This window comes from Verrucomicrobium sp. BvORR106, from assembly GCF_000739655.1.
Taxonomy (GTDB): domain Bacteria; phylum Verrucomicrobiota; class Verrucomicrobiia; order Verrucomicrobiales; family Verrucomicrobiaceae; genus Verrucomicrobium.
Genome location: NZ_BATR01000184.1, coordinates 1 through 20502, shown reverse-complemented (window position 1 = coordinate 20502; position 20502 = coordinate 1). Strand labels below are relative to the sequence as shown.

Annotated in this window: 18 protein-coding genes; 14 read left to right on the top strand and 4 right to left on the bottom strand. The window is 60.9% G+C overall.

Going from position 1 to position 20502, the window contains the following annotated elements:
* Window positions 1-16: 16 nt before the first annotated feature.
* From BV106_RS33510 to BV106_RS33500, 3 genes are all read right to left on the bottom strand, one after another.
* Window positions 17-511, bottom strand: a complete 495-nt coding sequence (locus BV106_RS33510) for a Uma2 family endonuclease (protein ID WP_038172329.1) — start codon at window positions 509-511, stop codon at window positions 17-19.
* 16 nt (window positions 512-527) lie between these two features.
* Window positions 528-1646: an Ldh family oxidoreductase gene (locus tag BV106_RS33505; protein ID WP_038172327.1), complete on the bottom strand. Its 1119-nt coding sequence runs from the start codon at window positions 1644-1646 to the stop codon at window positions 528-530.
* Between the two features lie 74 nt (window positions 1647-1720).
* The gene (locus BV106_RS33500; RefSeq protein ID WP_038172326.1) at window positions 1721-2680 is read right to left on the bottom strand and encodes a phosphoglycerate dehydrogenase; all 960 of its coding nucleotides are present in this window, start codon (window positions 2678-2680) and stop codon (window positions 1721-1723) included.
* A gap of 160 nt (window positions 2681-2840) precedes the next feature.
* Between BV106_RS33500 and BV106_RS33495 the strand changes: the two genes are divergently transcribed.
* On the top strand, window positions 2841-3086 hold the full coding sequence (locus BV106_RS33495; protein ID WP_051946861.1) for a hypothetical protein: 246 nt from the start codon (window positions 2841-2843) through the stop codon (window positions 3084-3086).
* A 102-nt stretch (window positions 3087-3188) separates the two neighbouring features.
* Here the strand turns inward: BV106_RS33495 and BV106_RS33490 are convergent, their stop codons facing one another.
* On the bottom strand, window positions 3189-4094 hold the full coding sequence (locus tag BV106_RS33490) for a transporter (RefSeq protein ID WP_265596348.1): 906 nt from the start codon (window positions 4092-4094) through the stop codon (window positions 3189-3191).
* A 946-nt stretch (window positions 4095-5040) separates the two neighbouring features.
* Here BV106_RS33490 and BV106_RS33485 point away from each other — a divergent pair.
* From BV106_RS33485 to BV106_RS33425, 13 genes are all read left to right on the top strand, one after another.
* Window positions 5041-6372: a HAMP domain-containing sensor histidine kinase gene (locus BV106_RS33485; protein ID WP_038172324.1), complete on the top strand. Its 1332-nt coding sequence runs from the start codon at window positions 5041-5043 to the stop codon at window positions 6370-6372.
* A gap of 24 nt (window positions 6373-6396) precedes the next feature.
* Complete coding sequence (locus tag BV106_RS33480) at window positions 6397-7791, top strand: sigma-54 dependent transcriptional regulator (protein ID WP_038172322.1); 1395 nt, start codon at window positions 6397-6399, stop codon at window positions 7789-7791.
* Window positions 7792-7971: 180 nt separating this feature from the next.
* Complete coding sequence (locus BV106_RS33475) at window positions 7972-8355, top strand: rhodanese-like domain-containing protein (protein ID WP_038172320.1); 384 nt, start codon at window positions 7972-7974, stop codon at window positions 8353-8355.
* A 98-nt stretch (window positions 8356-8453) separates the two neighbouring features.
* Entirely contained in the window at window positions 8454-8771 is a 318-nt protein-coding gene (locus BV106_RS33470) for a cation transporter (protein WP_038172318.1), read from the top strand.
* Window positions 8772-8852: 81 nt separating this feature from the next.
* Window positions 8853-9323 carry a thioredoxin family protein gene (locus BV106_RS33465; RefSeq protein WP_038172315.1) on the top strand — a complete coding sequence of 157 codons (471 nt, stop codon included), beginning with the start codon at window positions 8853-8855 and terminating at the stop codon, window positions 9321-9323.
* 154 nt (window positions 9324-9477) lie between these two features.
* Complete coding sequence (gene carA / locus BV106_RS33460; protein WP_038172309.1) at window positions 9478-10650, top strand: glutamine-hydrolyzing carbamoyl-phosphate synthase small subunit; 1173 nt, start codon at window positions 9478-9480, stop codon at window positions 10648-10650.
* Between the two features lie 160 nt (window positions 10651-10810).
* The gene (locus BV106_RS33455) at window positions 10811-11392 is read left to right on the top strand and encodes an FHA domain-containing protein (RefSeq protein ID WP_038172308.1); all 582 of its coding nucleotides are present in this window, start codon (window positions 10811-10813) and stop codon (window positions 11390-11392) included.
* Between the two features lie 120 nt (window positions 11393-11512).
* On the top strand, window positions 11513-12787 hold the full coding sequence (locus BV106_RS33450; RefSeq protein WP_038172306.1) for an adenylosuccinate synthase: 1275 nt from the start codon (window positions 11513-11515) through the stop codon (window positions 12785-12787).
* Between the two features lie 144 nt (window positions 12788-12931).
* Window positions 12932-13645, top strand: coding sequence for an isoprenyl transferase (locus BV106_RS33445; protein ID WP_038172304.1), 714 nt, complete (start codon window positions 12932-12934; stop codon window positions 13643-13645).
* Window positions 13646-13778: 133 nt separating this feature from the next.
* The gene (locus BV106_RS33440; protein ID WP_051946858.1) at window positions 13779-15260 is read left to right on the top strand and encodes a sigma-54 dependent transcriptional regulator; all 1482 of its coding nucleotides are present in this window, start codon (window positions 13779-13781) and stop codon (window positions 15258-15260) included.
* A 116-nt stretch (window positions 15261-15376) separates the two neighbouring features.
* A complete protein-coding gene (mfd, locus tag BV106_RS33435; protein WP_038172302.1) occupies window positions 15377-18718 on the top strand; it encodes a transcription-repair coupling factor in 3342 nt (1113 codons plus the stop codon).
* Between the two features lie 2 nt (window positions 18719-18720).
* Window positions 18721-19755, top strand: a complete 1035-nt coding sequence (locus BV106_RS33430) for a peptidyl-prolyl cis-trans isomerase (RefSeq protein ID WP_038172301.1) — start codon at window positions 18721-18723, stop codon at window positions 19753-19755.
* Between the two features lie 117 nt (window positions 19756-19872).
* Window positions 19873-20196, top strand: coding sequence for a hypothetical protein (locus BV106_RS33425; protein WP_038172300.1), 324 nt, complete (start codon window positions 19873-19875; stop codon window positions 20194-20196).
* Window positions 20197-20502: the final 306 nt, after the last annotated feature.

Genomic DNA, 20502 nt, shown 5'->3' with positions numbered 1-20502 from the left:
GTACCCAAGAGATGCTCTACGGCTTCCCAATCACCTTCGTAGGGAACTTCGGAAACAGTACTGAAGTCGCGACAGTCGCAGACGGAGAGGTGTGAAAGGTCATCTTGCCCTTCACATCACAAAGCCAGACCTCCTTGGCACCATAAGCAAAATAGAGCGTCAGCTTCTCCTGCATTTCTGCCTTGGAATTCGACGGAGAAAGGATCTCCACGCAGAGGTCAGGCGCGGCGGTCAAGGTGTCGTCTTTCGCGTGAGCCTTCTGAAAGGCTGCGGATCCCCAGGCCACGTCTGCCACTTTCACACCTTCGGGTGTCTCAATGGCCGCTTCCAGCAGCAGGTACCCAGATCTGGTCAGCCGGGACAGGCGGAGATGGATGTCTGACTGCTGCTGGCTGTGCCAGTGTTTCGTAGGACTCATGACAATCTGCCCGTAGCGATTGGTCTCAATTTTGTAAGGCAGATCGGCCAGAGACCGATCTGCGCAAACTTCATCCCAAGTGAGTCCTGGCATAGTCAAGCAGAATACCCTACACCTCGTAGCTTGGCAACGCTGCCACGTCGAACTTCGGCAGGCCGCATTCTTCGGCGATCTCGTTGAGCGCCTCCACTTCAGCATCTGTGAAGAGCAGTCCGCCCGCCTTGGCGGTGTGGCTGGCATTGTCTGCCTCGGGCTGGCCGGGCAGCATGCACTTCTCGTTGCCGTGGCCCAGGATGTCCTGCAGCACGGCTTTCACGTTCTGGGACTGGTTGCGGCCCTTCGCGAAGAGGCCGGAGCCGATCGCGTCAGGATGAATCACCTGGAAGTAGAAGCTGCTCGTGCGCTTCTCGCCTGCTTCAAGGGGCTTGTCCTTGAAGTCAGGATGGCCGCCGCCGCCACGAATGGTCGGCAGGGAGCCGCCGATGAGTGCCCCCATCACTTCGATCAAGAGGGAGAGACCGTAGCCCTTGTGGGCACCGAAGGGCAGCAGCCACTGGGCCTTGTGCGGATCGTCGGTCGGATTGCCCTCGGCATCCACGGCCGCGCCGGGAGGCAGCGGCTTGTTCTCGCGGCGGAGTTGCTGCACGCGGCCCATGGCCACGGTGGAAGTGGCCCAGTCGATCACGATCGGGAAACCGCAGGCATCGGTGGTCGGGAGGCCCCAGGAATGCGGGTTGGTGCCCAGCACAGGGAACTTGCCGCCGAAGGGAACCACCTCACCGAGGGTGGAGGTGCAGTTCGTGTAGGCGATGTAGCCCTTCTTGGCCGCATCCATGACGTAACCGCCGCCCCAAAGATAATGGAAGGCGTTGTCCACGCTCACCTGGCCGATGCCGTACTGGTCGGCAAGCTTCATGCAGGTCTCCATGGCCTCGAACGCCACGCTCTGGCCCAGCTTGAGCTGGGCGTCCCAGACCTGGCTGGCGGCGAAGGGCTTGTCGATGACCTTGATCTCCGCACCGGGTTTGCAACCGCCTACAGCCGAACCAAAGAGGTGGTCCAGGTGGAGGGCCTTGATGGCATTGTGCGTGCGAATGCCGTGGACGGAAGCCATCTCGCAGAAGCGGGCGGCATCTTCTGCCTCAGCAGCGGTGTAGCCGCGGTGGGTGTAGGCTTTGCGCACCAGATCGTTGTGCGCAGCGGTGGGAAGAATGCGATACGTTGGCATGTCAGTAATTCGGTAACTCGGAAATCCAGTGATTCAGTAATCCAATACTCCAGTGCTCCACTTCTCCAGCCAACTCAGAACTTGTTGGCCTGGATGACGTCTTTCTCCCCCTTGAGGTAGTTCACGAGGTTGAGGGTGGCGCGCATGGCCTGGCGGGGCACGCTCTCGTAGGTGCGGGAGCCGATGTGCGGGGTAATCAGGGCCTTGGAATGCTTGAGCAGCGGGTGGTCGGCCGGCGGGGGCTCTTCGTCGAGCACATCGGTGGCGTAGCCGCCCACGGTGCCGGCATCCAACGCGGCGATGATGTCGGGCATGTTCACCAACTCGGCGCGGGAGGTGTTCACCACCAGCAGGTCTTTGCGGCAGAGTTTGATGCGCTCGGCACTGACCAGATGGCGGGTGGATTCGCTGAGGTTGGCGTGCAGGCTCAGGACGTCGATCTCCGGCAGCATGGTCTCGATCGTCTCATGCCGGGTCACGCCGTTTTCGGTGGCAAACGCCTCGGGCCAGTAGGGGTCCAGAGCGTGCACCTTCATACCGAAGGCGATGGCGCGTTTGGCCACTTCTTGTCCGATTCTGCCCAGTCCAACAATGCCGATGGACTTGTTCCAGATCTCATGACCGGTGACGCGTTTCCACTGGCCGTTGCGCACCGCGTTGGCGGAGTCCACGAGGTTGCGCACCAGGGCCAGCAGGAGGCAGAAGGTGTGCTCCGCCACGGTGGTGTGGTTCACGCCCGGGGTGAAGAGCACCGGGAGCTTGGCGGCGGTGCAGGCGGTAACGTCGATCTTGTCCAGGCCGATGCCGTATTTGCTGATGACCTTGAGGCGGGGCAGGGACTTGTCGAGGACCGCCTGAGTGATCTCGTCATCGCCACAGAGGAAGGCGTCGAAGTCGCCCGCGAGCTCCAGCATGCGGCTCTCTGGGAGAGGGCCTCGCTCACGGTGGACTTCAAAACCCTGGGATTCGAGGAGGGCGTGGTGGTCGCCAGGAGTGTCCTGGTACGAGGTGGTGGTGAGGAGGACTCGGGTCATGGGCTGGGCAAAAAAGGCGGAGAGGGGGACATAGCAGAAGCTCCGCGAGAGTCCAGCAAGATGGCAGCGCTGGGATCAGTCGATGGACAACGGCGGGAAAACGGGTAAGTTCTCCACCCCCTTCCACCTTCCTGGAATCCTGAAGTTCTAACAAATTCATATGGAAAAGCAGCTCGACAATGGCCCCCAGCCGCTGGACGCCGTCCTTACGGAACTGGCAGTCAGCAATCATGACCTCGTGGCCGCCTGCTCCGAGCCCCTGACTCACAAGGCGGTGCAACGCGCTCGGAAAGGCCGCCGCCTCACACCCAAAATGAAGGTCCGCATCACGGAAGCCCTCAACGGCCTCCTGCGTGACCGCACCCTGGATCGCCAGTTTGCCTTGAAGCAGCTCTTTACGTATTGAGTTCGGTCCGGGGGAGAGGCGGGCGCAAAAAACGCCGCACCCCCTGCATGGGATGCGGCGCGCACTACTGCATGTGGTTTGCCCTACCGGGAAATCCGCTGATCAGTTCCGCATGCCGGAGACCGGCTTGTAGTGGTGGTCTTCACCACCCTTGAGGGAGCCGAAGTCGAAGCCAAATACCACAAAGCCCTCGAAGTCCGGAGACTCATCGGTGCAACCAAAGAGGCCGACGATGTCCAGGTGGGTGTTGTGGGTGGGGCGCCATTGGACCGAAGGCCCGATCTGGAACTTGTGCTCGCCGTTGTCGCGATCACCGGCCACGTTTTCGTACTTGAACTGCATTTCGACGCCAGCGGAGAGGATCTGGTCGATGATTGTGTAGCTGATACCCTGGGTGACTGCGAACTCCTGAGCCTCTTCGCCGCTGGTTTCGCGCTCATAGACGAGGTTCAAGCCCCAGTGGAGGCGGGGTCCGAAGTCATCGCCGAGGAGCAGTTTGAACTCATAGACATCGCTGCCGTAGTCGTCATCCGTGAACTTGTACTCCCCGTAGAGGGTGGGGTTCAAGGGAATGACACCCCAGTCGGCGAGCGCCCAGCGGAGTTCGACGGCGAAGTCCTTGTTCAGGGTCTCGCCCTCTTCATGCACCCAGTCATAGTAGAGGTCGAGCTGCATGCGATAAGGCAGGCCGATTTCGATCTCTTCGATGAAGAGATGCTTCTCGGGGGCGTCGTCATACTGGCGGACGCGCCACCACTGCTCAAACCCGACTTCCCACGGCTGGCGCTGGAGGTAAACGCGCGTGGTGCTGAACCGGCGGTGACCGGTCCACTCGGGTTGATTGTATGGGCCCACCAGGGCTTCCTCAGCAAGGGAGGAGCCGGTGGAGGTTTGAGTGGGCGGGGCATTCACCACCACGGTGGGGAGCGTGGCGGAGGGCTGTGCGGCCAGGGCAGTTCCAGCCGTGAAGACGGCAAGGAGTGAGGCCAGTGAGGATGTGAGTTTCATTTGGACTTGGTTGTTGTCTGGTTGTGGCACGTTTCCGGGGCGGGGGGAGTGCGTCCGGGAAACGGTTCGGCAGGCGGCTCAGCTCAGCTGCGCCGTCCACCAAAGGGGTGACACCCAAGTCCGATTTGTTCCTCCATCCGTTGCGGCGCGTGATCGCGGGCCGTTCGATGAGAAGGAGGAAAAAAGGGACTCTTGAAGTGGGTGATGAAAGTGAAGGTGAAATTGAAATGAGAGGAGGTCCCGTGGGCCGAATCTCCGGGACGCAGGCGTGGGGCGAATACTGTCCGCCAGCTCTGATGGCTCGGCGGGATTCCCACCCTTGAACGTGGTGGGATCGCGGATGCAGGGGGCGGCGGGTCCGCCAGCAGCACTTCTCTGCTCGTGGGGTCCAGAGCGGCGCCCCCGGTTTCAACCAGGGTGTTCCTCGTATCTTCATTGCCCATACAACCTGCGGCACTGAATGTGGCTCGACTCTCTGAGCTGCCTTCAGCATGCAAGGCGGAACTCGGGTCAGAGCAGCAGTCCGTGGCGGTCTGTTGGGGTGGGCTTTCCCCTTGGTCCCGGATCCCAAGCATGACCTTTGGTCGCTTGGGGGCATGGGATTGCCGGTCAGTCTCTTCAGGAGGTGGCTCCGCCCCTCCTGCCGCCAGGCACAGGCCAGTGGTAGCAGAAAAGAGGGTGTGTCGGAGGGCTCGGATGAAGATGTGCATTCGCGGGCGTCTCCCCCCTTGGCAATTTACATGCCAGTTGGATGAAAATGTCTGGAACCCTGATAGGACAAGGGATTGCAGTTGCGAGCAAGTTTGGCAAGCAGGGGTTAAATGGATAATTGTTGTCCATTTCTGCGCGTCAACGGGTGCAATTTATCCTCACAAAATCTCGATGAGTTTGCTCCTTTTCAATTGTGATTCCCTGCGTCAGTTTTCGGTTTATCTGAACCGTTTCCATGCCCGCACAACGTCTCCCCTGGCGCATCGTCCTCCCGTTTGCCGGGCTGGTGCTGGCGGGGTCCGTGGCCCTGCTGGTCTGGATGGTGTTGATGGTGGGGCGTGAGGATCGCTCGCGCTTCGAATCCCTCGCCCGCACGAATGCCGGCTTTATGGGGGAGGCGGGCTTTCCGCCCACAGAGCGCATGGCTCGGCAGCTGGGTGAGGTGCTGGATGTGGATGTGGCCTTCCGCCGGCAGGGGAAGTTGATTCCTGAATCCCTGCCCGAACTGCCGGTGGGGGCGCTGCTGGAGCTTCCGGCTGACGGGCGTTGCCATGCCGTGGGGGAGCGGGAGGCGGTGGGGGTGCAATTGCCTGCCGGGGGAGACTTGCTGCTGGTGCGGCCTCAACGTCCGGCCTGGAGGGGGCTCTGGCAGCCGTTGACGTTCGCGGTGCTCGGCGCTTTCTGGCTGCTGGCCCTAGGCGTGGGTTGGCTGGTGTCCCGGGGGTTGGTTTTGCCCCTCCGGAATCTCGCCTCACGTCTGCCTGAGATTGAGAAACCAGGCGAGCTGGATCTGCCAGAGGCGAGAAGGAACGATGAAATAGGGGACGTGGCGCGCGCCTTTGTGCGGACCCGGGAAGCGCTCCAGGAGGAGCGGATCAAACGGGAGCAGGCAGAAAAGCTGGCCGTGTTGGGGCGGATGACTGCTGCCCTGGCCCACGAGATTCAGAATCCCGTCTCCGCGATCAAGATGCATGCCCAGCTCGCGGCCCTGGATGGGAATTCTCCCATCGCAGAGGTGATCGCCAGCGAGGCGGCCCGCATTGAGGGACTGGTGAACCAGTGGATGTTCCTGAGCCGTCCTGAGCCGCCCGCTCTCCAGTTGGTGGAGCTGAAGCCCTTGATCGAGTCCGTGGTGGTCACGCATGGTCCGCAGATGCGGCATGCTGGCGTGGTGGTTGAGCTGCATGTCCCGGAGGTCATCCAGATCATGGCGGACCGCAGACGCTTGGTGCAGGTCTTCAGCAACCTGCTCATCAATGCCACCCAGGCGATGCCGCTGGGCGGAGTCACAGTGGTGACCGCTGTAGAGGAGCAGGGCTCCGTAAAAATCGCCTTTGCCGACGAGGGCAAAGGTTTCACTGCTGAGGCGCTGGAGCGGTTCGCGGAATTTTTCTATTCAGAACGGGAGGGGGGCATGGGCATCGGCCTCACGGTGGCCAGTGAGGTGATCAAAGCTCATGGCGGAACCCTCTCCGTGGCCAACGTGCCGCGTGGTGCGGTGGTGACGGTCACCCTCCCACTGGCTCCCCCGGTTCCTCATTTGTCTGTTTCCCACTCTCTCCATTAGACCATCCTTCAAACGCCCTGTCCCATGTCCCGCATACTCATTATTGAAGATGAAGCCGCTCTTGCTTCCGCCCTCGGCCAGTTGACCCGACGCATGGGGTTCGAGCCAGTGCTTGCTGCTTCGGCGGCACTGGGGCTGGAGCAGTTGCGTCGTCAGCGTCCGAGTCTGGTGGTGCTGGACATTGGCCTCCCTGACCGCAGTGGTCTGGAGGTGTTGCAGGAGATCCGTGGGGTGGATGCGGATTTGCCGGTGCTTATCATCACCGCCCACGGGCATCTGCAGAATGCGGTGGAGGCAAAGAAGCGGGGGGCTTCCGGTTATTTGGTAAAGCCCCTCGACCTGCGCGATCTTGAAAAGTCGGTGCAAGTGCTCCTTCAGTCCCAAGGGGAGGGCGCAGTGACCGCCGTCGTTCAGGACGCATCCGCAGATTCAGCGTTGCTGATTGGGAGCGCGCCCGCCATGCAGCCCGCGTTTGCCGCCATCGCTCACGCCACCACCTCGGATGCGCCGGTGCTGATCACCGGGCCCACGGGCATTGGCAAGTCCCTGGCGGCCCGGGTCATTCACCTGCACAGCCGCCGCCATGCCGGGCCTTTTGTCACACTGTCTTGCGCCAGTCTCCCGGAGAATCTGCTGGAGAGCGAGGTCTTCGGTCACGAGAAGGGCGCTTTCACTGGAGCCCTGGCCACCAAGACGGGGCATATCGAGCGAGCCGCTGGCGGTACCTTGTTCCTGGATGAAATCGCTGAGCTCTCACCCGCGCTTCAGGTCAAGCTGCTCCGCTTTGTGGAAGAAAAGGTCTTCTCCCGCGTGGGCGGGCGGGAGGACCTGAAGGTGGACCTCCGTATCATCGCCGCCACCAATCAGGACCTCGTGCAGGCAGCGGCGGAGAAGCGGTTCCGGGAGGATCTCCTGTATCGCCTGCGTGTGCTGGAGGTGCAGCTGCCCCCCTTGCGGGAGCGCATGAGCGATATCCCGGGGCTCTGCTCCTACCTTCTCGCTTCTGTCGCGGGAGATCGGAAGCTGGCCGTCTCGGAGGAGGCGCTCAGTGTGCTGCTCCGCCACAACTGGCCGGGGAACGTCCGCGAGTTGCGCAACGTGATCGAGCACGCTGCAGCCGTGTGCACCGGCCCACTCATCCTCCCCGCGCATCTTCCCAAGGATGTGGCAACCTCCCCAGCGGGCGAAACCTCAGGCTTCATCAGCGGGCTGGATGCAGCACTTCATGAGTGGATCGAGGCCAGACTTCGGGAAGGTTTGAAATACGATGCCCTGCATGAAGAGCTGGAATCACGACTTTTGGCCGCGCTCTTGCCCCGTTTTGAGAACAAACCGACCGTTTTGGCCCGGGAATTGGATATGAACCGAGCCACGCTCCGCAAAAAACTGCGCGACCCAAGCAGTATGGAGGAAAACTAACGAAAAAGTTAATCAAGAAACAAAGAAGTGGCGGCTACGAGTCGTTTCAGATGCGTAGTCGTACCGGTGTCTCGTGGGATCTCTTCACCTCGTAGGTGGAAAGGTCGCACAAGACGTCGTTTTGTGGTCCGATTGCCGGACATTCCGTCAAAAAACTAAACATAACCTGCATCAGATATCATGAAGAAAGCACTCGCATTCCTTGCCGCAGCATTCCTCGCCATCCCCGCCGTGTTCGCTGGTGAGTATCCCGATATCAGCATCGAAGACCTGAAGAAGGCAATCACCGAGAAGAAGGTGACCGTCATCGACGTGAATGGCAGCAAGTCCTACGAAAAAGGCCACATCCCCGGGGCGATCGACTACACCGCCAGCAAAGAAGCCCTTGCTTCCAAGCTTCCTGCTGACAAGGGCGCCCTCGTGGTGGCCTATTGCGGTGGCCCGACCTGCAGCGCCTACGCCAAGGCCGCTACTGCCGCCAAGGAACTCGGCTACACCAACGTGAAGCACCTCTCCGCAGGCATCTCCGGCTGGCTCCAGGCTGGCGAGAAGACTGAGAAGTAATTCATCTTGAGTTGAAATGCAGTCTGGCTTGGATTTTTCCCTGCCAGGCTGCATTTTTTGTTTCCAGGTCTGACGTCTCTCTCGTTTCGTTCTCTGTCATGAAGCGCCTTCTTTCCGTACTTCTCGCTGTCGCCGCCCTGCCTCTCTTTGGTGCGGATCCCGCCGCCAAAGGAACTGAGTACACGGCCACCGTGTCCGGCATCGTCTGCGCTTCCTGCAAAGCCCACGTGACCGAAGCGCTGAAAAAGCTTCCTGGGGTGACCGCAGTGGAAGTGACCAAGGGCGCTGAGGCCAACACCCAGAAGGTCACCTTTGCCGCTCAAGCCGACAATCTGACCAAACAGGATGCCGTGAATGCCCTCGGAGAGAGCGCCAGCCAGTACCAAGTGCTGAGTCTCGAAAAGACGGCCAAGTAACTTTTTTGGAATATTCCCGACGCTTCGGGAGTCGTAGTTCCAGTGACCCGTGAAGGTCACGTCTTCACAACCCTGCCTTCCATGAAAACACTGATCAAATCGCTCGCCCTCGTTCTCCTTGCCTCCGCAGCTCTGGTTCACGCAGGCGACTTCCCGAAAGGTAGCCCCAAGTTTGAAAGCAGCCTCCGCTCCGCTCTGAACGACGCGAAGAAGAACGGCAAGCCCATTGTGGCCGTGTACTCCGCCGTCTGGTGCGGACCCTGCCAGTCCATGAAAAATAACGTCTACCCGAGCGATGCCGTGAAGCCTCTTCACGACAAGTTCAACTGGGCCTACCTGGATTCGGACGACAAGCGCAACGCAAAGGACAAGGAGAAGTTCGGCGTGAGCGGCATCCCCCACATCGAATTTCTGAACGCTGCTGGCGAATCCGTCGGCAAGCAGGTGGGCAGCTCCTCCCCGGAGAGCTTTGCCAAAAAGCTCAATGATGTGCTGGCCAAGGCTGGCACCGCGGCACCGGCGACCGCCTCCGCTGACAGCACCAAAAAGTAACCGACCTCTGTCGATTTCCTTTTCTCAAAACCGTGACTTCGCAGGAGCGATGTCACGGTTTTTTCACATACGGGGAGTGGTGGGGCGGCACCCGCCGGGAATCCCATCTTGCATCGCCCGGGAAATGCGGGTAAGTCGCCCTATCGCACAATAGATGAAAGCCATTCTTGCACTGGAAGACGGACGTTACTTTGAAGGGGAAGCTTTTGGTGCCCCGGTCACGCGCACCGGGGAAATCTGCTTTAACACCTCGATGACCGGATATCAGGAGGTGCTGACAGACCCGTCCTACCGCGGTCAGATGGTGGCCATGACCTACCCGCTGATCGGCAACTACGGCGTGAACCCTCTCGACACCGAGAGCGACCAGCCTCACGTGCGGGGTTTCATCATTGAAGAACTCTGCGAAACGCCCAGCAACTGGCGCAGCCAGCAGTCGCTCGACGAGTACCTCAAACACTGGGAAATTCCCGGCATTCAGGGGATCGACACCCGAGCCTTGACCAAGCACCTGCGCACCCGGGGTGCCATGCGTGCCGTCATCACCAGCGAAGTTTCCTCCGTCGCGGAGGCTGTGGCCCTGGCCCAGGCCAGCCCGTCCATGGAAGGCAGTGACTACGTGAAAGAAGTCTCCACGGTGAAGCCCTACCACTGGGATGCGGACAATTCCGACAGCTGCCGCTGGGACATTCCGAACCCCAGCCAGGGAACGCTCGGCGGAGACACGGGAGTCTTCCATCCTCTCAGCGAGACCCGGCACCGCGTGGTGGCCTATGATTTCGGCATCAAGCGCAACATCCTGCGCCGCCTCCGGCAGGAAGGCTTTGAAGTTCAGGTCGTGCCCTCCACCGCCAAGGCGGAAGACGTGCTGGCGCTCAAGCCTGACGGCGTCTTCCTGAGCAACGGCCCCGGGGATCCGGCAGCTCTGGATTACATCCACGAGGAGATCCGCAAGCTCATCCCACACCAGCCCATCTTCGCCATCTGCCTGGGGCACCAGATCCTGGGGCACGCGTTTGGAGGCAAGACTTTCAAACTCAAGTTTGGCCACCGCGGTGGCAATCAGCCGGTCAAAGATCTCCGCAGCGGCAAGGTCTCGATCACCAGTCAGAACCACGGCTTCGCGGTGGATGGGGAGTCTCTGCCCTCGAATGTGGAAGTGACCCACCTCAACCTGAATGACCAGACGGTCGAAGGCCTGCGCCACAAGGAGTGGCCGGTGTTCAGTGTGCAGTATCACCCAGAGGCAGCCCCTGGCCCGAATGACGCCAGCTACTTCTTCCGTGAGTTTGCCAGCTTGATCGACGCGACCAAGAAGGGTAAGTAATCCTGGGCGCTCCTGCGTTTGTTGGCCTGTCCGGGCGGCTTTGGCTGCCCCGGGCAGGTTTTTGCTTTAGGTGCATGGCTCAGCCTTCTTTGCAGGAGCGGGTGTCTTTGACGGTATTGGTCTTGCCTCGGAATTCGTGGTTTGTTAAAACCTTCGCGATATGCCGAAAATTCAATTCACCACGCCTGATGGCGGCACGCTGGAACTGGACCTGACGACTGAACGTGTCCGTGTCGGCCGTGCCGAGGACAACGACTTTGTCATCGCGGACGGATCCGTTTCCAGCTACCATGGTGAGATCATCAACAAAGGTGACGGCGTCGAGCTGCGCGACCTTGGCTCCACGAACGGCACGCACTTTGACGGCGCTCGCGTCGAGCAGGCCGAAGTGGGCCCTGGGCAGAGTTTCCGGCTGGGTAATGTGACCGGCTACGTTGAGGGTGAGGCAGTTGCTGAAGCTCCCGCTGAGTACGAAGAGGCTGCAGCCCCTGAGTATGAAGAGGAAGTGGTGGAAGCCGCGGCCCCCGCCGCACCGTCCCGTTCCTGGTCCCAGGCTCCAGCTTCATCTGGAGCACCTGTGGTCACCGGCCTGGGCTCCACGCCCTGCCCGAGCGGTCAGCGCCGTGGTTTCGGCCCCAAGGCGAAGGAAAAGAATGCCGGCGGCGGCTTGATGGCCCTCGCTTTCGTGGGTCTCGCCGCTTGTGGCGCGGCTGTTTTTATGATTCTGAAGATGGGAGCTTGATTTTTTCGCGTCCCGGTCAAGGGAATCAGGCTGGCCAATTGGGGTTCAGACGTGCGCTCTTCGGGGTGGACGGGCTGAGCCTTCTTTTTGCCGCTTCCCGTCAGTACTTACTTTCATCTCATGAGCAATACCATCATCGTCGGCCTCCAGTGGGGGGACGAAGGCAAAGGAAAAATCGTGGACTATCTTACGGAGCGTAGCGACGTGGTCGCACGCGCCCAGGGTGGCAGCAATGCCGGCCACACGGTGATCAGCGGCGGCACGAAGTACATCCTGCACCTCATTCCCAGCGGCATCCTCTGGCCGGAGAAGAAGTGCGTGATCGGCAATGGCGTGGTCATCGATCCTCTGGGCCTGCTCAAGGAGATGGAGAAGCTCCGCTCCCAGGGTGTGCACATTTCCCCGGAGAACCTGCTCATCAGTGAGCATGCTCACCTCACGATGCCCTACCACTGCTCCCTGGACAAGGCCCGGGAAGCCCGCCGTGGTGTGAATGCCATCGGCACCACCGGTCGTGGCATCGGCCCCACCTACGCCGACAAGATCGAGCGGCAGGGGCTCCGCGTGACCGATCTTCGCGATCCGGACAAGCTCACCCATGAAATCACCTGGCGCGCCGCCCTGCACAATCAGGAGCTGGAATCCGCCGGTTTTGAGAAGGTGAATGTGGAAGAAGTGGTGGCCCAGATCGTGGCGGCGGCCGAGTTGCTGCGCCCGCATATTGCCAACACCGTGGTTTACCTGAATGAGGCTCTTGCCGAGGGCAAGATGGTCTTGTTTGAAGGGGCGCAGGGCAGCTATCTCGACATCGACCACGGTACCTATCCCTTCGTCACCTCCTCCAACACCACCGCCGGCGGTGCCTGCACTGGCTCTGGCGTGTCCCCGCGCAAGATTGACAAGGTCATCGGTGTGGCCAAGGCCTACACCACCCGCGTCGGTGGGGGACCGTTCGTCACGGAGAATGAAGCCATTTCCGACATGCTCCACAACATGGGGCGTGAGTATGGCGCAACCACTGGACGTGCCCGCCGCTGCGGCTGGCTGGATGCCGTGCTGCTGAACTACGCCGTCATGGTGAATGGATGCGATGAAATAGCGATCACGAACCTCGATGGTCTGGACGGCCTGGACGAGATCAAGATCTGCCGCGCGTACGTTCTGGACGGCAAGGAGATCAATCATCCTCCGGCAACCATTCCTGAGCTGGAGCGTTGTGTGCCGGTTTATGAAACACACCAGGGCTGGAAGCAGGACCTCAGCGGCCTCACCAATGCCGCAGACCTGCCGCCTCTGGCCAAGACTTACCTCAACCGTCTGGCGGAACTCGCTGGCGCCCGGGTGAGCCTCCTCGGCATTGGTCCGGCTCGTGAGCAGACCCTCGTGGTGGATTGATCCGCCCGCGTTTCAGCACCGTTGCCAAGACACATTCCACCGGGAAGGGGCGTCTCCCTTCCCGGTTTTTTGTCCCTTGAGCCTGATCGGCCTTCTGTAAATCGCTTGAACTTTAGGGGTCGTCTATCAGAGTGCTCTCCTCCCATGCCGGAAGATCTCCTCATCCCCCGCCACGTTGCCATCATCATGGACGGCAACGGTCGTTGGGCCAAAGAGCGGGGGCTGCCGCGTACGGAGGGGCATCGCCGCGGCGCGGAGTCTGTGCAGGCGGCCGTCGAATCTTGCGGCGATCTGGGCATCGAGTTTCTCACGCTCTACGCGTTTTCCACAGAGAACTGGAAGCGGCCCAAGAGTGAGGTGGACTCCCTCATGAAAATGCTGGAGCGCTTCCTGAAGCAGAAGACTCCGGACATGGTGAAGAAAAATGTGCGGCTCCAGGCCATCGGCCGGCTGCATGATCTGCCTCAGTCCTGCCAGGACCAGCTTCACAAGTCCATCGAGGTTACTTCCGGCAACACCGGCCTCACCCTGATCTTTGCGCTCAGCTATGGCTCGCGCGAAGAGATCATAGATGGCATCAAGAGCCTGATCGACAGCGTGGAAAAAGGTCACCTCGACAAGGGGATGATCGATGCCGAAGTCTTTAGCAAGCACCTGTACACCCGCTACTATCCTGATCCCGATCTGCTGATCCGGACCAGCGGCGAAATGCGCCTTTCCAATTTCCTCCTGTGGCAGCTCAGCTACACGGAGTTTTACATCACCCAGACGCTCTGGCCCGACTTCCGGCGGGAGCAGTTGGTAGAGGCCCTGCGCGACTTCGGGCGTCGCCATCGCCGGTTTGGGGGCGTGGCCTGATAAGTGGACTAGCCAATCGGCTAGTGGTCATCAGGAGGGAGGCATTTCTCCTTCACTTGACAGTCTGCGTCTGCGTTGCAGAAAGGAACGTAACCTTTGCGCATCTCCGCAATTGTGTGAAAATGCCTTTCCGATGCTGACCAACGACTCCCCTCCCGAATCCACGCGGCTCTTCATCGTGGATCCGGACTCAGATTTCCTTGCTTGGGCTGTATCTCACCTCAAGTCCCCCAACGTGACCATCGAGAGTTTCGAGCGTGGGGAAGAGGCTCTGGCAGCTTATATGAAGCAGCGGGCTGACTTGGTGCTGAGCGAAGCCCGTCTGCCGCAGATGAATGGCGTGGAGCTGCTGAAGCGTCTCCGCCAGCAGGATCCGAACGCGATGGTGCTTCTCTTCAGCGGCCTGGCCGGGACGAGTGCTGTCATTGAATCGATGCGTCTCGGCGCTTACGATTTTTTGCGGAAGGAACAGATGCCTTACGACCTCCGCTCCATCGTGGAAAGCGCCCTGCGCGCGGTGGAAGCCCGGAAGGTGACACTGGCGAACGCCCTCCCGGTCGCGGCGGAGAGCATTCAGGAAACTATCATCGGCCGCAGCGGCCCGATGCAGGAGGTGTTCAAGCTCATCGGCCGTGTGTCCCGCTCGGATGCGGCCGTGATGATCACGGGTGAAAGCGGTTGCGGCAAGGAGCTCGTGGCTCGTGCCGTGCACAAGTTCAGCCCGCGCACGCAGAAGGAGTTCGTGGCGATCAACGTCACCGCCATTCCGGACAACCTTCTGGAAAGCGAATTGTTCGGCCATGAGAAAGGCTCCTTCACCGGGGCGGTGGCCCAGCGCATGGGGCGCTTTGAGCAATGTGACGGCGGCACTCTTTTCCTGGATGAAATCGGCGACATGCCCCTGACCGTGCAGAGCAAGCTGCTGCGCGTGCTTCAGGAAGGGGAATTCAGCCGCGTGGGTGGCAATTCGACGATCAAGACCGACGTCCGCGTGCTCGCGGCCACCAACAAGGATCTGGAAAAGGAAGTCACGGAGGGCAGCTTCCGTGAGGACTTGTTCTACCGCCTGAATGTGGTGCGCATCCACATCCCGCCGCTTCGTGAGCGCCGTGAAGATGTGCGGATCCTCGCAGAGTTTTTCCTGCAGAAGATGGCCGCGCGCAAGCGCCTGCCCCAGATGCGGTTCAGTGAGGACGCCCTCGCATTGCTGGAGGCCTATGACTGGCCGGGCAATGTCCGTGAGCTGGAGAACACGCTCCAACGCGCCTGCGCCCTCTGCAATACCGATGTGCTGTTGCCTAGCGACATCCCGCTGGGGAGCAATACCCAGCGCATCGCCACCCCCATTCACACGTTGATGCGCATGCAGGACGCTCTGCAGTCCCTGCTGCACGGTGCCCAGGCGCTGCCGGACTTCGAGCTCATGCCCTGGCTGGACCGGGAGTTGAAGAAGATGGCGCTGCGCAACTGCCATCAGGATCTGGATGAGGCCGCCAAGCTTCTCGGCATCCCCGCGATCACGCTGGCCAAGTCTGACGTGAAGTTGGGAGACGAAAAGAAGCCGGAGGTCAAGCCGGGTGATGTCAAGGCGGCCAAAGCCCGCAAGGCTTCCTAGTCGGTGACAGGTGTCTGGTCTCAAGCCGGACCTTGGATCCGTAGCGCCTCCTTTAAGGATTTAGCAGCAGAACCCGTGCGGCCTCCCTGGTCAGCGGGTTCTGCTCCATTGTGTTCATGGCCAAGGAAAAAGAGCTGCTAGTGGAGGAACAGCACCTTGCGGAAAGCCTGGTGAAGGTGGCCCATGGGGCCAAACAATTCGGGGCGGTCTGGAAGTCGCTGAAAAAAGGCGGCATCGTTCTGGACCATGTGGCGAAAGAGGCCTGGCCCTTCGCCACAGCGCTCGCGGCCCAGGCGCTGCCCAAGCGGCGCATCTGGGTAGTCTGCCCGGATGCTCGCGTGCAGGAGCAGGTCCAGGGGGAATTGCGGGTCTGGGGGCTGCCAGCCCTGTTCTTCCCCAGGCTCGCCCAGTCGGGAGACGCGGCGGGGCTGCCGGATCCCGACGCGCTGGCAGAGCGCATCACGGCGCTGACCCGTTTTTCTGAGTCCGCCTCTGGCAAAGGCAAGGGTCGGGCGGGAAGTGGAGATCTGGTGGGTGGCGGCGATGAGGGCCAGCCCCGGGTGCTGGTGATCTGCGCGGACAGTTTGGATGAGGAAGTGCCGGCGCTGAATGAGCTGGAGGCGGGCAAGGTGTCCCTGCAGACGGGCATGAAGCTGGATGTGGAGGTCCTTCTGAAGGATCTGGGAGCCGCCGGGTATGAGCGGGTGCCGGTCGTGACGGAGCGTGGCCAGGTGGCGCGGCGTGGCGGCATTGTGGATGTTTTTTCCTGGCAGGCGGAGGAGCCTCTCCGCATGGAGTTCTTTGATGACGAGCTGGAGTCGCTGAGAAGCTTCGACATCCATACCCAGACGTCCGTGCAGCGCTTTCAGCGGATGCAGTTGCTGGTGCATGCTGCCGATGCTGGGGGCGAGACCACCACGGTGCGGCAATTCATTCAGGATCAGGATGCGGTGATAGCCTTGGAGGTGGAGACCCAGCCGGCAGCGACCGTCACGATCACCTCAGGGGCCCGTGCAGACCTGGCGGAGGAAGATTTTTCCACCGCCATCTTCGAGAATCCTCTGGGGGTCTTTCATGCAGGTGACTTCGTGGTGCAGGAGGCCCGGCGGGAGCAGTTCACGAAGCAGGTGGAGGAGTGGCGCAACCAAAAGTGGCGGGTGGTCATGTTCTTTCACAATCCCGGTGAGCGGGAGCGCTTTGAGGAACTGGTGGGGGACGACTGGCTGAAAAGGCATGACATGGAGCTGGCGCTTGGCTTGCTGCATCGCGGATTCGCCATCCCCGCGGCGAAGCTGGCCGTCTTGACGGGAGCCGAGATCTTCGGCCGGTACCAGAACACACGTCGGTTCCGCGGCTCCAAGCTGGATGAGGCGCAGGTGCTGCGCCAGGCGCGGGATCACCTGCGGGAGATGCGGGAAGGGGACCTGGTGGTCCATCTGGACTACGGGATCGGGAAGTACGGCGGCATCGAGGTTCGTGAAGGAGCACGCCGTGAGGAGGTGATGGTCATCCGTTATGCGGAGGACGCCAAGGTCTTCGTCCCGGTGTCCCAGGCGCATCTGGTTTCCCGCTATGTCGGCGTGGGGAGCAGGGCCCCCTCGCTCAACAAGCTGGGAGACGCCCGCTGGGTCAAGACCCGGGCTCAGGCGGAAAAGAGCGTGGAGGAGTTCGCCGCAGGCATGCTGAGCATCGCGGCGCAGCGCCAGACTCTGAAGGGGCACGCCCACCCGCCCGACACCAAGTGGCAGGTGGAGTTTGAGCAGTCCTTCCTGTACCGGGAAACGCCGGACCAGCTGAAATCCATTGCCGAGATCAAACGCGACATGGAGCTGGAGAAACCCATGGACCGCCTGCTGTGCGGGGACGTGGGGTTCGGCAAGACGGAGGTGGCCATCCGGGCGGCCTTCAAGGCGGTGATGGGAGGCAAGCAGGTGGCTGTGCTGGTGCCCACGACCGTGCTGGCCCAGCAGCATTTGGCCACCTTCAAGGAGCGCATGTCCGACTACCCGGTCACGGTGGAGATGCTCAGCCGCCTGACTCCGGCAAAACGGGAGAAGGAGATTCTCAAGGGGGTGAAGGACGGCACGGTGGACATCGTGGTGGGCACTCACCGTGTGATCTCCAAGGACGTGCAGTTCAAGCAGTTGGGGCTGGCCGTCATCGATGAGGAGCAGCGCTTCGGGGTGAAACACAAGGAGCGGTTCAAGCAACTGTTCCGCCTCGTGGACGTGCTCACGCTTAGCGCAACCCCCATCCCGCGGACGCTCTACCTTGGGCTGGTGGGGATGCGGGACATGTCCACCCTGGACACCCCGCCGCCCAACCGGCACGCCGTGCAGACGAGCGTATGCGGCTATGACGAGCGGATCATTCGGGATGCGATCAACAACGAGATCGAGCGTGGGGGGCAGGTCTTCTTCCTCCACAACCGGGTGATGGACATGGAGAAGATGAAGGCCAAGCTGGAGGCCCTGTCACCCAAGGCCCGCGTGGTCATCGGCCATGGCCAGATGGATGAAACCCTGCTGGAGGACGTGATGCGCCGCTTCATCGCCGGGGAAGCGGATGTTCTGCTCTGTACCACCATCATCGAGAGCGGGGTGGACATCCCTAATGCGAACACCATCATCATTGACCGCGCGGACCGTTTCGGACTGGCAGATCTCTACCAGCTTCGAGGCCGGGTGGGCCGTGGGGGCGAGCGGGCCCATGCCTACCTCATGCTGCCCCGCGACCTCATGACCGTGGGCGACGCCCGAAAACGGGTGACCGCCATCAAGCAGTACACGGCACTCGGCAGCGGTTTCAAAATTGCCATGCGCGATCTGGAGATCCGCGGCGCGGGGAACTTGCTCGGAACTGAGCAAAGTGGGCACATTTTTGCGATCGGCTTTGATCTATACTGCCAGATGTTGAAGTCCGCCACCGCCCGCATGCAGGGCCGACGCACCCCTCCGCCCATGGAGGTGAGTCTGCGCGTGGACTTCCTGTGCATGAGTGAAGCGCAGTGGTTGCAGGAGGCAGATGGCGCTCCCCAGAAGCGGGTGACCGCCGCCACGGCCCACCGTCCTCCTGATCGCCAGAAGCTGGTCACTGCTAACGAGTGGCGTATTCCCTGCTTCATTCCCCAGAGTTACATTGAGGATGCCCGTTCCCGCATCACCGCCTATCGCCTGCTGGGGGAGGTGCTGACCCGCAAGGAGCTGGATGCTCTGGAGCGCAACTGGCGTGACCAGTACGGCCCTCCACCTCCTGCGGTGGAAAACCTCCTCCTCTGCGCTGGCATCAAGCTTGCTGCTGCGCATGCCAGCATTTCCGCAGTGGAGGTCAAAGAGGGCAAGCTCATGCTTACCCGAAATGGTCAATATGTCCTGCTGAGCGGCAAGTTTCCCCGTTTGACAGCGAATGACCCAACCCTACAATTGCGCGAGTCTTTCCACCTGCTGAGAAGTTTTTGATCATGAAGTACCGTCCCCTCCTATTGAGCCTGACCCTGGCGCTCTCCCTGTCTGCCGTGAGCTCCGCCGTGGCCCAAAGCTCCAACGGCATTGCGGTGGTGGTGAACGGCAAGGTCGTCACAAAATCTGAAGTGAAGGAGGCCGTAGAGGCCCAAGAGCAGCTCATCCGCATGACGGTGCGCGACCCCAATGAGCAGGCCGCCCGCCTCGCCCAGCTTCGTGAAGGGGCGCTCTATGCGCTGATTGAGCGCCAGCTGGTGCTCTCAGAATTCGACAAACTCGGTGGCTCCATCAAGCCCCAGTACATCGATGACGACATCAACGGCATTGTGCGCGACAACTTTGAGGGCAACCGCGAGAAGTTCCTTGTGGAGCTCGCCAAGACCGGCATGACGCTAAAGAAGTTCCGCGAGCAGCGCCAGAAGATGATGGTGGTCTCCGTGCTGCGGGCCCGCCAGACCAAGGATCTGGCGCCTCCCACACCTGCCCAGGTGGAGGAGTTCTACCGGAAGAACGCCGACAAGTTCCGCGACAAGGATTACATCAAGTTCAGCACCATCACGATCCCCAAGTATCCGATCGGTAACGTTGGTGCCTCCCCTGAGTCCCAGAAGACTCTTGCTGAAGAGATTCGTGGCAAGGTGACCGGCGGCTCGGACTTTGCCAACCTGGCCAAGACCTACTCCCAAGACAGCCGCGCCGAGTCCGGTGGTGACTGGGGATTGCAGGAGCGCGCTACGCTGAGCCGCGAGATCGCTGATGTGGCCTTCGCGCTGAAGGTCGGCGGTGTTAGCCGCGTCGTGGAGATCGGTGGCAACTACATGATCATCTACTGCGAAGCCAAACAGCCCGGCAACATGGAGCCGCTGGAAAAAGTTCGCCCTCAGATCGAAAAATTCATCCAGTCCGAGCAGGGTCGCAACGCCGTTAACCGCTGGTTGTCCGGCCTGGCGAACAAGGCCATCATCCAGCCCGACTCCGTCCGCAAGGCCTTCCTGGCCTGGCTGAGCAAGCAGTCGGATCTGGTCCAGCCGTAAGCTGACGAAACTGTCACCGACTCGCGCAGAGTTCGATTTTCAGAGCCTCGTTCCGCTTGGAGCGAGGCTCTTTTTTGTGGTGGAGTACGTGAGCCGGAGCGATCACGAGAGTACTGTATGAAACAACTCTTTGAAGTTCGCGCCGAGGTGGATGCCACCGGGAGGGCCCATCCTTTCTATGCTGTGGCAACTGTGTTCGCCCTGGTGGGAGCGGGATCTGAACAGGAAGCGCAGGCGAGGTTGCGGCACGACCTCGAGGCGGATGGTTATGTGCTGGTCAGTCCGCAGATTCCCGTGAGACAAATCGATCCTCAATCTTGGACTGCCTATGTGGCGGAACATTGGGCTGGCATGGCGAGCCAGTTGCCGGATGGGGAAACCATCGCCAGCCTGCTACAGGAGGAGTTTTTGCTGCATCTGAGTTTCTATCCACATGAGTAGAGGAGCCTCCTGCAACCTGGGGGCTTCAGCGGGGGATGAAAAGCAAAACGTCCATCGCTCTGCCCAGTTCCTCCTGACTTGCATCTCATCGAAAAGTCGAGGCGTTGCTTCGGATGATCTGATCGTGTTCCAATCAGGCTAGCCGATGCCGGAGGCATCATAGCCATTAGCCGGAAGTTGAAGGAGCGTAGCGACTGACACCTCCGGAAGATCAGATTCAGTATTGCATCCCGGAGTGGATGCCAGCGACGTCCATCCGCAGGCGCACATTGCTGTCACCCCTCCAGGGTGAATACATATGGTTGG

Excerpts from the sequence above, each read along its gene's own strand:
- BV106_RS33510 (WP_038172329.1), bottom strand. The coding sequence starts at position 511 with ATGCCAGGACTCACTTGGGATGAAGTTTGCGCAGATCGGTCTCTGGCC.
- BV106_RS33505 (WP_038172327.1), bottom strand. The coding sequence starts at position 1,646 with ATGCCAACGTATCGCATTCTTCCCACCGCTGCGCACAACGATCTGGTG.
- BV106_RS33500 (WP_038172326.1), bottom strand. The coding sequence starts at position 2,680 with ATGACCCGAGTCCTCCTCACCACCACCTCGTACCAGGACACTCCTGGC.
- BV106_RS33495 (WP_051946861.1), top strand. The coding sequence starts at position 2,841 with ATGGAAAAGCAGCTCGACAATGGCCCCCAGCCGCTGGACGCCGTCCTT.
- BV106_RS33490 (WP_265596348.1), bottom strand. The coding sequence starts at position 4,094 with ATGAAACTCACATCCTCACTGGCCTCACTCCTTGCCGTCTTCACGGCT.
- BV106_RS33485 (WP_038172324.1), top strand. The coding sequence starts at position 5,041 with ATGCCCGCACAACGTCTCCCCTGGCGCATCGTCCTCCCGTTTGCCGGG.
- BV106_RS33480 (WP_038172322.1), top strand. The coding sequence starts at position 6,397 with ATGTCCCGCATACTCATTATTGAAGATGAAGCCGCTCTTGCTTCCGCC.
- BV106_RS33475 (WP_038172320.1), top strand. The coding sequence starts at position 7,972 with ATGAAGAAAGCACTCGCATTCCTTGCCGCAGCATTCCTCGCCATCCCC.
- BV106_RS33470 (WP_038172318.1), top strand. The coding sequence starts at position 8,454 with ATGAAGCGCCTTCTTTCCGTACTTCTCGCTGTCGCCGCCCTGCCTCTC.
- BV106_RS33465 (WP_038172315.1), top strand. The coding sequence starts at position 8,853 with ATGAAAACACTGATCAAATCGCTCGCCCTCGTTCTCCTTGCCTCCGCA.
- carA (WP_038172309.1), top strand. The coding sequence starts at position 9,478 with ATGAAAGCCATTCTTGCACTGGAAGACGGACGTTACTTTGAAGGGGAA.
- BV106_RS33455 (WP_038172308.1), top strand. The coding sequence starts at position 10,811 with ATGCCGAAAATTCAATTCACCACGCCTGATGGCGGCACGCTGGAACTG.
- BV106_RS33450 (WP_038172306.1), top strand. The coding sequence starts at position 11,513 with ATGAGCAATACCATCATCGTCGGCCTCCAGTGGGGGGACGAAGGCAAA.
- BV106_RS33445 (WP_038172304.1), top strand. The coding sequence starts at position 12,932 with ATGCCGGAAGATCTCCTCATCCCCCGCCACGTTGCCATCATCATGGAC.
- BV106_RS33440 (WP_051946858.1), top strand. The coding sequence starts at position 13,779 with ATGCTGACCAACGACTCCCCTCCCGAATCCACGCGGCTCTTCATCGTG.
- mfd (WP_038172302.1), top strand. The coding sequence starts at position 15,377 with ATGGCCAAGGAAAAAGAGCTGCTAGTGGAGGAACAGCACCTTGCGGAA.
- BV106_RS33430 (WP_038172301.1), top strand. The coding sequence starts at position 18,721 with ATGAAGTACCGTCCCCTCCTATTGAGCCTGACCCTGGCGCTCTCCCTG.
- BV106_RS33425 (WP_038172300.1), top strand. The coding sequence starts at position 19,873 with ATGAAACAACTCTTTGAAGTTCGCGCCGAGGTGGATGCCACCGGGAGG.